The 13,124-nt window shown below is 63.6% G+C and carries 11 protein-coding genes; 8 read left to right on the forward strand and 3 right to left on the reverse strand.

What is annotated here, in order from left to right; translation table 11 throughout:
* The first annotated feature begins 127 nt into the window (after positions 1–127).
* The 3 genes from DSHI_RS00005 (at position 128) to DSHI_RS21580 (ending at position 7,018) form a co-directional block, all read left to right on the forward strand.
* Complete coding sequence (locus tag DSHI_RS00005; RefSeq protein WP_012176685.1) at positions 128–1,567, forward strand: NAD(P)-dependent oxidoreductase; 1,440 nt, start codon at positions 128–130, stop codon at positions 1,565–1,567.
* A 214-nt stretch (positions 1,568–1,781) separates the two neighbouring features.
* Positions 1,782–6,320: a glutamate synthase large subunit gene (gene gltB / locus DSHI_RS00010; RefSeq protein WP_012176686.1), complete on the forward strand. Its 4,539-nt coding sequence runs from the start codon at positions 1,782–1,784 to the stop codon at positions 6,318–6,320.
* Positions 6,321–6,406: 86 nt separating this feature from the next.
* Positions 6,407–7,018 (forward strand): type II toxin-antitoxin system antitoxin SocA domain-containing protein, encoded by a 612-nt coding sequence (locus tag DSHI_RS21580; RefSeq protein WP_083768339.1) that lies wholly within the window; start codon positions 6,407–6,409, stop codon positions 7,016–7,018.
* Between the two features lie 238 nt (positions 7,019–7,256).
* On the opposite strand, the gene DSHI_RS00020 is transcribed toward DSHI_RS21580, so the two are convergent.
* Complete coding sequence (locus DSHI_RS00020) at positions 7,257–8,114, reverse strand: LOG family protein (RefSeq protein WP_012176687.1); 858 nt, start codon at positions 8,112–8,114, stop codon at positions 7,257–7,259.
* A 180-nt stretch (positions 8,115–8,294) separates the two neighbouring features.
* Here DSHI_RS00020 and DSHI_RS00025 point away from each other — a divergent pair, with 180 nt between their 5' ends.
* The 4 genes from DSHI_RS00025 to DSHI_RS00035 all read left to right on the forward strand — a co-directional run bounded on the left by DSHI_RS00025 (position 8,295) and on the right by DSHI_RS00035 (position 11,255).
* Positions 8,295–8,924: a hypothetical protein gene (locus DSHI_RS00025; RefSeq protein ID WP_157865160.1), complete on the forward strand. Its 630-nt coding sequence runs from the start codon at positions 8,295–8,297 to the stop codon at positions 8,922–8,924.
* A 103-nt stretch (positions 8,925–9,027) separates the two neighbouring features.
* Positions 9,028–9,855 carry a 2,3,4,5-tetrahydropyridine-2,6-dicarboxylate N-succinyltransferase gene (gene dapD, locus DSHI_RS00030; protein ID WP_012176689.1) on the forward strand — a complete coding sequence of 276 codons (828 nt, stop codon included), beginning with the start codon at positions 9,028–9,030 and terminating at the stop codon, positions 9,853–9,855.
* Positions 9,856–10,219: 364 nt separating this feature from the next.
* Positions 10,220–10,693 (forward strand): hypothetical protein, encoded by a 474-nt coding sequence (locus tag DSHI_RS22165; RefSeq protein ID WP_157865162.1) that lies wholly within the window; start codon positions 10,220–10,222, stop codon positions 10,691–10,693.
* A complete protein-coding gene (locus tag DSHI_RS00035; protein WP_012176690.1) occupies positions 10,683–11,255 on the forward strand; it encodes a hypothetical protein in 573 nt (190 codons plus the stop codon). Before DSHI_RS22165 ends, DSHI_RS00035 begins: the two co-directional genes overlap by 11 nt.
* 491 nt (positions 11,256–11,746) lie before the next feature.
* On the opposite strand, the gene DSHI_RS00040 is transcribed toward DSHI_RS00035, so the two are convergent.
* Complete coding sequence (locus DSHI_RS00040) at positions 11,747–11,953, reverse strand: cold-shock protein (RefSeq protein ID WP_012176691.1); 207 nt, start codon at positions 11,951–11,953, stop codon at positions 11,747–11,749.
* 167 nt (positions 11,954–12,120) lie between these two features.
* Complete coding sequence (locus DSHI_RS00045; protein WP_012176692.1) at positions 12,121–12,642, reverse strand: DUF305 domain-containing protein; 522 nt, start codon at positions 12,640–12,642, stop codon at positions 12,121–12,123.
* 134 nt (positions 12,643–12,776) lie between these two features.
* Between DSHI_RS00045 and DSHI_RS00050 the strand changes: the two genes are divergently transcribed.
* A complete protein-coding gene (locus tag DSHI_RS00050; RefSeq protein WP_012176693.1) occupies positions 12,777–13,124 on the forward strand; it encodes a hypothetical protein in 348 nt (115 codons plus the stop codon).

Genomic DNA, 13,124 nt, shown 5'->3' on the forward strand with positions numbered 1-13,124 from the left:
ATAAAATATGTCGAGATTCATTGTTTCCCAACGTCCCCGATAGAATTTTTGCGAACTAGGTCAGTAAATGTGACTTTTATTTGCCGAAAAGCGGCTTTATACAGCGCGGGCTAGTTAGGAGGACTTTATGGCCAACCAGCCGATGCTCAAGTTCGTCAAGATCCCGAAGGACATGCCCGAGAAACGGGATGCGGATACGCGCAAGCAGGACTTCGACGAGATCTACCAGGAGTATGCCGCCGAGAAGGCCGCCGAGCAAGCCTCGCGCTGTTCGCAGTGTGGCGTGCCCTATTGTCAGAGCCATTGCCCCCTGCACAACAACATCCCCGACTGGCTCAAGCTGACCGCCGAAGGCCGGCTCGAAGAGGCCTATGAGCTCAGCCAGGCCACCAACACCTTCCCCGAGATCTGCGGCCGCATCTGCCCGCAGGACCGCCTGTGCGAAGGCAACTGCGTGATCGAGAAGTCCGGGCACGGCACCGTCACCATCGGCTCGGTCGAGAAATACATCACCGACACCGCCTGGGAAAAGGGCTGGGTCAAGCCGATCACCCCCGCCCAGGAACGCCCCGAGAGCGTCGGCATCATCGGCGCGGGCCCGGGTGGGCTTGCGGCGGCGGACGTGCTGCGCCGCCAGGGCGTGCAGGTCACGATCTATGACCGCTACGACCGCGCGGGCGGCCTGCTGACCTATGGGATCCCGGGCTTCAAGCTGGAAAAGGACGTGGTCATGCGCCGCAACGACCAGCTGGAGCAGGGCGGGGTGACGTTCGAGCTGAACTGTGACGTGGGCACGGACATCTCCTTCGACAAGATCCGCGAGAAGCACGACGCCGTGCTGATCGCCACGGGCGTCTATAAATCACGGGATCTGGGCGGTCCGGGCGCGGGCGCGGGCGGGATCGTGCGCGCCATCGACTATCTCACGGCGTCCAACCGCAAGAGCTTCGGCGACGCGGTGCCGGAGTTCGACAGCGGCGAGCTGAACGCCGAAGGCAAGCGCGTGGTCGTCATCGGCGGCGGCGACACGGCCATGGACTGCGTGCGCACGGCCACGCGCCAGGGCGCGACATCGGTCAAATGCCTCTATCGCCGGGACCGGGCGAACATGCCCGGCTCCCAGCGCGAAGTGCAGAACGCCGAAGAGGAGGGCGTGGAATTCGTCTGGCTCACTGCGCCCCAGGGGTTTGCGGGCGACACGGACGTCACCGGCGTCATGGTGCAGAAGATGCGCCTCGGCGCGCCGGACGCCACGGGCCGCCAGGCCCCCGAACTGATCGAGGGCGCGGATTACGTCGAGGACGCGGATCTGGTCATCAAGGCGCTGGGCTTCGAGCCCGAGGATCTGCCGACGCTCTGGGGCACACCGGAGCTGGAAGTGACCCGCTGGGGCACGATCAAGGCCGATTTCCGCACCCATGAGACGGCGCTGCCGGGGGTCTATGCGGCGGGCGATATCGTGCGCGGCGCGTCCCTGGTGGTCTGGGCCATCCGGGACGGGCGCGAGGCCGCCGAGGCCATGCTGGAAAAATTCAACGCCAAGGCCACATCCATGGCCGCGGAATAGGGCCCGACCCCGGTCGGATCGGGGTCGGACACCTGTCGGCAAAGTGTCGGGCAAGTGTATGGCATCCGGTTAACGCCAAAAAACGCAACGGTCAGGACCGCTGACCCAATTAAAAATCGCAACGCGCCCCGCACGGGTTCCCGTAACGGGGCGCAACAGACACCGAAATCACCCGGAGCGCGGCGCACGCCCCTCCCCCGCCAGGAGACACGCCATGACCAAGTATGACGCAAACTGGGCCGCCGCCGAAGAGGCCAAGCGCAAGTGGCTGGCCGAAAACGGCATGTATTCGGAGCAAGAAGAGCACTCCTCCTGCGGCGTGGGCCTCGTGGTCAACGTCAAGGGCGAGAAGTCCCGCGCCGTGGTCGAGGCGGGCATAACCGCCCTGAAGGCGATCTGGCACCGGGGCGCCGTGGATGCGGACGGCAAGACCGGCGACGGGGCGGGCATCCACGTGCAGATCCCGGTCGAGTTCTTCTATGACCAGGTGCGCAATACCGGCCACGAGCCGGAGATGGACCAGCTGATGGCGGTGGGCCAGGTGTTCTTGCCGCGCACCGATCACGGGGCGCAGGAGACCTGCCGGACCATCGTGGAATCCGAGGTCCTGCGCCTGGGCTATCACATCTATGGCTGGCGGCATGTGCCGGTGGACATCTCGTGCCTGGGCGAGAAGGCCAACGCGACCCGGCCCGAGATCGAGCAGATCATCATTTCCAACTCCAAGGGCGTGGACGAGGAAACCTTCGAGCGCGAACTGTACGTGATCCGCCGCCGGATCGAGAAGGCGGCGGCGGCGGCGCAGGTTGCGGGTCTCTATATCTGTTCGCTGTCGTGTCGGTCGATCATCTACAAGGGCATGATGCTGGCCGAGCAGGTGGCCGAGTTCTATCCCGACTTGCAGGATGCGCGCTTCGTGTCGGCCTTCGCCATCTATCACCAGCGCTATTCCACCAACACCTTCCCGCAGTGGTGGCTGGCGCAGCCGTTCCGGATGCTGGCCCATAACGGCGAGATCAACACGCTCAAGGGCAACATCAACTGGATGAAGAGCCACGAGATCCGCATGGCCTCGGCGGCGTTTGGCGAGATGGCCGAGGACATCAAGCCGATCATCCCGGGGGGGTCGTCGGATTCGGCGGCGCTGGACGCGGTGTTCGAGGTGATGGTGCGCTCGGGCCGGAACGCGCCCATGGCCAAGACCCTGCTGGTGCCGGAATCCTGGTCCAAGCAGGCGGTGGAGCTGCCCCAGGCCTGGCGCGACATGTATTCCTACTGCAACTCGGTGATGGAGCCGTGGGACGGCCCCGCTGCGCTGGCCATGACCGACGGGCGCTGGGTCTGCGCCGGGCTGGACCGGAACGGGTTGCGTCCGATGCGGTACGTGGTGACCGGCGACGGGCTGGTCATCGCGGGGTCCGAGGCGGGCATGGTCCCGGTGAACGAGGCGAACCTGGTCGAGAAGGGCGCGCTCGGCCCCGGGCAGTTGCTGGCCGTGGACATGGAAGAGGGGCGGCTTTTCCATGACACCGAGATCAAGGACAAGCTCGCGGCCTCCCAGCCGTTCGGCGAGTGGGTGGGCAAGATCACCGATCTCGACAGTGCCCTGGCCAAGGTGACCGAGGTGGCGATCCACGAGGGGGGCGAGCTGCGCAAGCGGCAGATCGCGGCGGGCTATTCCATCGAGGAGCTGGAGCAGATCCTCGTGCCCATGGCCGAGGACGGCAAGGAGACGCTGGCGTCGATGGGCGACGACACGCCGCCCGCGGTTCTGTCGAACCAGTACCGGCCCCTGAGCCATTTCTTCCGGCAGAATTTCAGCCAGGTGACCAACCCGCCGATCGATTCCTTGCGCGAATACCGGGTGATGAGCCTCAAGACCCGGTTCGGCAACCTCAAGAACGTGCTGGACGAGACCTCCGAGCAGACGGAGATCCTGGTGCTGGAGAGCCCGTTCGTGGGCAATGCCCAGTTCGAGCGTCTGATCGCCCAGTTCGGGGAGTCGGTGTGCTACATCGACTGTACCTTCCCGGCGGGCAAGGATCGCGACACCCTGCGCCGCGAGCTCGGGCGCATCCGGGCCGAGGCCGAGGATGCGGTGCGCTCCGGCGCGGCCCATATCGTGTTGAGCGACCTGGGCCAGTCCGAGGACCGGGTGCCGATGCCGATGATCCTGGCGACCTCCGCGGTGCATAGCTGGCTGACGCGCAAGGGGCTGCGGACGTTCTGCTCGCTGAACGTGCGGGCGGCGGAATGCGTGGACCCGCATTATTTCGCCGTGCTGATCGGCTGCGGGGCGACCACGGTGAACGCGTATCTCGCCGAGGACAGCCTGGCGGACCGGATCCGGCGCGGGCTGCTCGACTGTACGCTGACCGAGGCGGTGGCGCGGTATCGCAATGCCATCGACCAGGGGTTGTTGAAGATCATGGCGAAGATGGGGATCTCGGTGATCTCGTCGTACCGCGGGGGTCTGAACTTCGAGGCGGTGGGGCTGAGCCGCGCCATGGTGGCGGAGTATTTCCCCGGCATGACCAGCCGGATTTCCGGGATCGGGACGACGGGGATCCAGACCAAGCTCGAAGAGGTGCATGCGCGCGGCTGGCGCGGGGGGCAGGATGTGCTGCCCATCGGCGGGTTCTACAAGTCGCGGCGGTCGGGCGAGAAGCACGCCTGGGAAGCGCAGACGATGCATCTGATGCAGGCGGCGTGCAACCGGTCCTCCTATGAGCTGTGGAAGCAGTATTCCAAGGCGATGCAGGCCAACCCGCCGATCCATCTGCGCGATCTGCTGGCGATCTCGCCGCTCGGCGCGCCGGTGCCCATCGAGGAGGTGGAGAGCGTCACCGCGATCCGCAAGCGGTTCGTCACGCCGGGGATGTCCCTGGGCGCGCTGAGCCCGGAGGCGCACAAGACCCTGAACGTGGCGATGAACCGGATCGGCGCGCGATCCGACAGCGGCGAGGGCGGGGAGGATCCGGCCCATTTCGTGCCCGAGCCCAATGGCGACAACCCGTCCGCGAAGATCAAGCAGGTGGCCTCGGGGCGGTTCGGGGTGACCGCCGAGTATCTCAACCACTGCGAGGAGCTGGAGATCAAGGTCGCCCAGGGTGCCAAGCCCGGGGAGGGCGGACAGTTGCCGGGGATGAAGGTCACCGACCTGATCGCGCGGTTGCGGCATTCGACCAAGGGTGTGACCCTGATCTCCCCGCCGCCGCATCACGACATCTACAGCATCGAGGACCTGGCGCAGCTGATCTACGACCTCAAGCAGATCAACCCGCGCTGCAAGGTGACGGTGAAGCTGGTGGCGTCGTCCGGCGTCGGCACCATCGCCGCCGGTGTGGCCAAGGCCAAGGCGGACGTGATCCTGATCTCGGGCCATAATGGCGGCACAGGGGCCTCGCCGGCCACCTCGATCAAATACGCAGGTCTGCCCTGGGAGATGGGCCTGACCGAGGCGCATCAGGTGCTGGCGATGAACAACCTGCGCGACCGCGTGACCCTGCGCACGGATGGCGGTCTGCGCACCGGGCGCGACATCGTCATGGCCGCGCTGATGGGGGCCGAGGAATACGGCATCGGCACCGCGGCGCTGATTGCCATGGGCTGCATCATGGTGCGCCAGTGCCAGTCCAACACCTGCCCCGTAGGGGTCTGCACCCAGGACGAGGAGCTCCGCGCCAAGTTCACCGGCAACGCCGACAAGGTGGTCAACCTGATCACCTTCTATGCCCAGGAGGTGCGCGAAGTGCTCGCCGCCATCGGGGCGCGGAGCCTTGACGAGGTGATCGGGCGCGCGGATCTCTTGCGCCAGGTCAGCCGCGGCTCGGCGCATCTGGACGATCTCGACCTCAATCCGCTGCTGATCTCGGTGGATGGGGCGCAGCATATCGTCTACGACCGCAACAAGCCGCGCAACCCGGTGCCCGATACGCTGGACGCGCAGATCGTCTCGGACGCGGCGCGGTTCCTCAAGGATGGCGAGAAGATGCAGCTGTCCTATGCGGTGCAGAACACGCTGCGGACCATCGGGACGCGCACGTCGAGCCATATCGTCACCAATTTCGGGATGCGCAACGCGCTCCAGCCCGATCACCTGACGGTGAAGCTGGAGGGATCCGCGGGGCAGTCGCTCGGGGCGTTCGGCGCGCCGGGGCTGAAGCTGGAGGTTTCGGGCGATGCCAACGACTACGTGGGCAAGGGTCTGTCCGGGGCGACGGTGGTGGTCAAGCCGGTGCTGGGCTCGCCGCTCAAGGCGGATGAGAACACGATCATCGGCAACACGGTGCTCTACGGTGCGACCGACGGCTATCTCTTCGCCGCGGGACGGGCGGGCGAGCGGTTCGCCGTGCGCAACTCCGGCGCGAAGGTGGTGATCGAGGGCTGCGGTTCGAACGGGTGCGAATACATGACCGGCGGTGTGGCGGTGATCCTGGGCGAGATCGGCGCGAATTTCGGCGCGGGCATGACCGGGGGGATGGCCTATCTCTATGACCCTGCGGGCCGCGCGCCGGACATGATGAACATGGAGACGCTGGTGACCTGCCCGGTGACGGTGGATCACTGGGAGGGCCAGCTCAAGGGCCTGATCGAGCGCCACCTGGCGGAGACCGGAAGCCGCAAGGCCGCCGATATCCTGCAGCACTGGGATATCGAGAAGGCCAACTTCCTGCAGGTCTGCCCGAAGGAGATGCTGGTCCATATCCCCGCGCCGCTCGGCATCGAGGACAGCGCGATCCCGGCGGAATAGTCTAACGATTGGAATCGGTTAGGAGAATTGCTTTACTTTTTTTCTAACCGATTGAATCTTCAAGGGTAATCTCCTATCATCTTCATATGAGCGAACAGCTAGATCGAGCGAAGTTGAAGGAAGTAGTCTGCTGGGTTGTAAACTCGGTTGGCCCGGAGGCGCTTGGTCAAACAAAGCTTCACAAGGTTCTCTACTACGCAGAGATGCTCACTTTCCTCGCTACTGGTAGACCTTTGACAGGGGCGATTTTCCGTAAACGACCTTACGGGCCGACTTGCGACGCGCTGCTGGGAATACAAGACGAGCTTTCCAAGGAAGGTTGCCTCGAAGTTACGCGTCAGAACTACTATGGCTACAAAAAGACAACGTTCGCTCTTCTTGGTAGGTTTTCACCAACATTGATCAGCGCGGATGAGATCTCTCTACTTAGAGACGTTGTTGAGTTTGTATGTTTAAGGAACAGTGCTGTAACTATATCTGAGTTTTCACACGACATCGTGTGGCAGATGGTAGAATTTGGCGAAGATATACCCTATCATTCCGCGTTAAATCTCGTTCCCAACGAAGAAACGGAAGATGCTCTTTCTTGGGGTATGTCCGTTGCAAAGGAAATTGAAGACGCGCGACCCATCAGAGCGGCCGACTTGGAAGGTCGTCCACCAAGAGCTTTACGAGCAGCAATGCTTGATCGCCATTGAGTCGCCCCATTACTCGACAGAAGCGATTTTTCAGCTTCTTGAGGCTACGGAAGACTGGTTGCAGTACGACCCGCGCTCCCGTGGCACCCCGCTAAAGTTCGATCGAGACAGAGACTTTTGGGTTCACGAAACAGCGCGATCGGGCTTTAGGCCCGGTTTCAGACTGTTCTATGAAATCATTGAGATCGACAAAGAAGTCTTGCTGTGGAAGTGCACTTTTAGCTGAGCTGAATGTTGACTAAAGTGCAGGCTGGCCCGGCGGGCTGTCATGCCAGCCGGCCTTGCGGTCCCAGGCCTCGATCAGGGCGACGGCCTCTTCGGCGGTGTCGACCATGCGGAAGAGGTCCAGATCCTCCTCCGAAATCGTGCCGGCTTCGGCGAGGGCGTCCCAGTTGATGATGGTCTTCCAGAACTCCGTCCCGAAGAGCAGGAAGGGCAGGCGCGACATGCGCCCGGTCTGGATCAGGGTCAGGGATTCGAACAACTCGTCCAAAGTCCCGAAGCCGCCGGGGAAGACCGCGATGGCCTTGGCGCGCATCAGGAAGTGCATCTTGCGGATCGCGAAATAGTGGAAGTTGAAGCACAGGTCCGGCGTCACATAGGTGTTCGGGGCCTGTTCGTGCGGCAGCACAATGCTCAGCCCGATGGACGCGCCGCCGGCCTCGTGGGCGCCGAGATTGCCCGCCTCCATCACCCCCGGCCCGCCGCCGGTGACGATCACGTTCTCGCGGCCATAGGTCTCCATGCTTTTCTGGGTCATGGCATAGGCGAATTTCCGGGCCTCCTCGTAATAGCCCGACAGCTCGGCGAGTGTTTCAGTCCGGGCGCTGGCCTTGTCGGCTGGGGCCGGGATGCGCGCGCCGCCGAACATCACGATGGTGCTTTCCACCCCGCGCTCGTCCAGCACCATCTGCGGCTTGAGCAGTTCCAGTTGCAGCCGGACCGGGCGCAGTTCCTCGCGGCACAGGAAATCCGGGTCGTCGAAGGCCAGCCGGTAGGCCGGGGCGCGGGTCTGGGGCGTGTCCGGGATGCTCTCGGCGGTTTCCACATCCTGGTGGGCGTCGCGGAAGGGGCCTTGCTTGTGGTCGTCTCTCATCGCTGCTGCCTTGTGGGGGGACGGGAGTGTCCACCGTGCCGGGATTTGTCGGAAACGCAAGACCAAGCGCCCGATCTGCGGCGTCTCGTGCGGCCCGAGCGCGGAATGCTTGCGGGTCCGCGCGGGACCGGGGTAATTTGCGCGGGTGGCAGGGGCCGGTTCTGTTGGTTGGGGGTGCGCGTGGCTTTGAGCATTGCGGTGGGGACCAGGTCGCTGGACGTGGTGCCGTTCGAGCGGTTCGATGATTTCAGGGGGTTTTCGGCCCATTGGGCGGCGCGATTGGTGCCCGGCCCGGCGGTCTTGAACCACTGGGATCATGGTGCGCGGGCCTGGCGGGCGCCGCCGCTGGAGGCGCCGATCACCCTGCGGCCCGCCGTGCAGTGCCTGGTGAGCGACGGGTTCGGGGTGCGCGACGGGGCGGCGGAGCGGGCGATGATGGCGCGGATCTGCGACGGGCTGGGGGTGTCTGGCGCGGCGCTGCATGCGGCGGTGGAGGCGGAGCTGCCGCCCGCGCGGTTCGCGGTGGACACCCATGCCGCCCTGACCGCCGAGCAGCGGGCGGCCGGGTCCTGGGAGGTGCTCGGCCAGGCCCATTTCGAGCATCTGGTGCTGCGTGGGGCGGTGGGGCGGCTGGGGGATTGGATCCTGGTCTCGGTGGCGGTGGATTTCACGCTCTCGGCGCGGACGGTGGCGCGGGCGTTGCGGGGCCCGGACGGGCCGGGCGGGGCGCTGACCGAGCGGAGGCCGGACGACCTGCGCGCCCGGTCGGGGGAGGCGGAGCGTCATGCAGGTTCGCGCGCGGGGCGGTAGGCGCGGGGCCGCGGCGCAAGCGCAGCGGGGCGCGTGCAATTGCAGCCCCGCGCGGGGTCGTCTATAGCCAGCGGAATTGATCTGCACGCTCGGAGGGGAGCCCATGTCCAACGCTCAGCTTGAAACCGCCATCGAGGCCGCCTGGGAGGCGCGCGACACGATCTCTCCGGCCACCACGGGCGAGACCCGCGAGGCCATCGAAGAGACCCTGAACGCGCTGGACAGTGGCGCGCTGCGCGTGGCCGAACGCGGTGCGGACGGGTCCTGGCATGTCAACCAGTGGGCCAAGAAGGCGGTGCTGCTGGGGTTCCGGATCAAGGACATGGAGGCGCAGTCGGGCGGCCCCCAGGGCGGCGGCTGGTGGGACAAGGTCGACAGCAAGTTCCTCGGGTGGAACAGCGGCGCCTGGGAGAAGGCGGGCTTCCGCGCGGTGCCCAGCTGCGTGGTGCGCAAGTCGGCCTATATCGCGCCGGGCGTGGTGCTGATGCCGTCCTTCGTCAATCTCGGCGCTTACGTGGACGAGGGGACCATGGTCGACACCTGGGCCACGGTCGGGTCCTGCGCGCAGATCGGCAAGAACGTGCACCTGTCGGGCGGCGTGGGGATCGGCGGCGTGCTGGAGCCGATGCAGGCCGGCCCGACCATCATCGAGGACAACTGTTTCATCGGCGCGCGCTCCGAGGTGGTCGAGGGCTGCATCGTGCGCGAAGGCTCGGTGCTGGGCATGGGCGTGTTCATCGGCCAGTCCACCAAGATCGTGGACCGGGAGACCGGCGAAGTCATGTATGGCGAGGTCCCGCCCTACTCCGTGGTGGTCGCCGGGTCCATGCCGTCGAAGAACGGCGTCAACCTCTACTGCGCGGTGATCGTGAAACGCGTGGACGAACGCACCCGCTCCAAGACCGGCATCAACGAGCTGCTGCGCGATTAAGCCTGCGGGACCGCTTACCATGCTCCCCGCGGCAGGTCCGTGGGGAGCGACTCAGCAATGCCTTGAAGCCAAGCCTCGGCCAAGAACGTGACAAACCTGAAGACGGTTTTGCCATGGGTTTGTGGCGCAAGACTTTTCAACGCTTGCGGGCGAAGTACCGCGAGTGACAAAAACGACGAATTTTGGCTTATAGGTGACGGATTTTGGCGTATAGGTATTGTCAGGGGGTTTGGGTCTCAATTCTGGCATCACCGAAATCCGTGCTGTCCCTTTGGGGTTGCGCGAGCCAGCTAAACTGCGAAGATGACCGGTATCTGCTTCACTGATTGAGGAGCGTGGTACGCATCAACCAACAGAAAGGCATTTGAATTTGGCTTTCCTCAAGACATACAAAGACGAGATTGCCTCAACCGCTGCGATCATTTCGATAATCTCAGCAATCGTTCTAATTGTGTCCGTTGTCATCAGCGCTCGGCAGTTCTACCTGGCCCGCCAAGCCGTTCAAGCGCAGGCCATTGGAACCTCGCTTGCGCACGGTAGAGACCTCTATGATGCTCTAGCGGCAAACGCTGATCTCGCTGAGAGGCTTTTTGGAGTAGAGCCTCCGCAGCTAGAAGAAACAGTTTTCGTCCAAAAGACACTTAGCTTTTTCTCAGAACAATACATTTACCGTGACGGTGGTCTTATCGATGATGAAACGTGGGAACTAGTCCAGCGGGAAATGTGTCAAACATATCAATCGCCTGGCTTTCTTAGAATAGCTGCTCCTTTGCTTGAGCGTGGCGATTTTCCAAGTGACTTCACCGATATTTTAAGAGGATGCAGCATTGCGCAATAGACTTCTCGGAATACTCCTCAGCGCCGTAGTTTATACGTTGCCCGCTCATGCATGGTTCTTCCAGCCTCCGCCAGGATCGGTTTCGGAGGAGACGCTGGCACGCTTTCAAGAAGCGGCAGTAAATACTCTCGAAGGTTTGGCGCTAATCCACCAAGTGCTGCTACAAATTGAGCAGGCTGAGACGAGCGTTAACTCCTTAGAAGCAACTTCTGCTGCGATAGAGAGGCTTACTTCAGCTGCGGAACTGTTTCAGGATTTGCAGACAGACGACTTACAGGCACTCGTCGTGTCAATAGAGGCCGTCGCACAAATCGATGAGGGTGCTATCCAGCTGGTAAGGAACGCGGAGATCGAGACTGCAGCCGATCTCGCGCGCTATTCTAGTGACCAAAGTTTGGCACTAGCTGAATTGATGGGTAGGCTTCAGGAAATTGACTTTGGCCCGGACGCCGCTGCAAATTCTGAAGGTCGCACGACAGTAAATCGAGTCGTCTCGAACATCTCCACTATGATGATCGTTGTAAATTCTGTGTCCGGTGCGCTAGCGTTGGAAACGCAATAATCGGCTCAGCCAGCTACAATAGCGTAGAAAAATGCCAAAAAGACTTAAAACCGGATGCTCCTAAAAATTACCAAAACTCAACCGTTTCCGTCACCGGCGATAACAACCGTTTTCGTCCACTCTAGATCTGGCCAACTGGACCACGCAAAGGTCCGCTGAGCCAATCGGTGCGCTGTAGGGCAATCAGAGAGGTCGTTGGTTATGGCGCCCGGCGCGGGACGAGGGCCGCAGGCCCGCCGCGCCGGCGCCTGCCCGGTCCGGCGGGTTGGCGCTTGGGTCGGGGTCGCGCGGAGCCTGTAGCGAAGATGTGCGTGGCGGCCATAAAGCTCTCTAGCCCAGAGCCCATGAGCGTCCTCCCCCGGGCAGGGGCTGGCGCGGCTCTGCACCCTGCTCCCGGATCGCGTGGACCCGACCCCCACACGCAAAACGGGCGTATCGTTGCCGATACGCCCGTTCGAAATTGTCAGCTCTGTCCCGAAACGGGACCGGGCTTATGCCAGCGCGAGGTTGGCGGCGCTTTCGCGGCCGTCGCGGCCGGATTCGATGTCGAAGGTAACCTTCTGGTTGTCCTCGAGGCCGGTCAGGCCGGCGCGCTCAACCGCGGAGATGTGCACGAACACATCGCGGCTGCCGCCATCGGGGGCAATGAATCCAAAACCTTTGGTTGCGTTGAACCATTTTACGGTGCCAGTGGCCATCGTAAGTCTCCTTGTTTGCTGCCCGCGGGATGCGGCAGGTCGGCTATGTCAGTGCTAGATCGAGACACTGAGCCGTAAGGAGCAGGATTTTCGATAGAGGTAACGTAACCCGCTCTCCCTAGGCTCTTGTGCGCAATTAAGCAAGCGCTATTCGCGCGCCGCCCCGGTCACGACGCAGGGTCACTTGCCTCCGCGGCGGTCTCGATCTGCGAGATGTAGCGCTTCATCTCGGCGATCTCGGCGCGCTGGGTGGCGATGATCTCGTCGGCCAGGGCGCGCACGCGGGGGTCCGACAGCGTCGCGCGTTCGCTGGTCAGGATGGCGATGGAATGGTGCGGGATCATCGCCTTCATCCAGGCCACGTCGCCCACGGTGTCCTGGGACCGCACCAGGAAGACCCCCGCCGCGAAGGCGAGCACCGCGCCCGTGAACACGGCGATATTGGCGCGGCGGTTGGAATACATCCCCAGCATGAAGGCCAGCATCACCACCGCCATGGCCCCGCCCATGTAGAGCGCCATCCAGGCCCGCGTCTGCGAGAAGAACACGTGGTCGAGCGCATAGGTGTTGAGATACATCAGCCCGTACATCACTGCGGTCGAGGTAGCGATCATGGCCAGGAACCGGCCGTAATTCGCGCCGGTGCCGGATTTGTGCGCGCCGGTGTGGGCGGTGTCGTGCTGGGTCATGCCGATCTCCCGGGGTTGGTGGGTGTCATGGGTCAAACGTCCGACGCCGGGGATCGTTCCCGGGCGCGGGCGGCCTCTGGTCTCGGTCGGGTTGTGGTGCTAGGTCTCGCGCGATCCCGAACCCGGAGGGGGCCATGGCCCGGAATCCCAAGACCGACAAACCCGCCAAGCGCCCGCACCAGGTCTATACCCTGCTGGTGGAGGTGGGCCGGGCCAAGGATGACGGCCTGCCCAAGGCGGCCACGGGCGCGGCGCTGATGTGCTATGCCTCCGGCGTGGACGAGGCCGAGGCCGTGCGGGAGACCGTGGCGCTGCTCAAGCAGGCGGATCTCAACCCGTTGGAGGTGACGGGCTATGGCACGCTCGACGAGCGGCTGGAGGACGGCCACGACATTTCCGACGAAGAGCGCGCGTTGATGCAGCGGGCGCTGGACGAGAATTCCGTGGTGGTGGCCCAGACCACCGCGTTTTACGAAGACTGA

It is taken from the genome of Dinoroseobacter shibae DFL 12 = DSM 16493 (genome assembly GCF_000018145.1).
GTDB classification, from domain to species: domain Bacteria; phylum Pseudomonadota; class Alphaproteobacteria; order Rhodobacterales; family Rhodobacteraceae; genus Dinoroseobacter; species Dinoroseobacter shibae.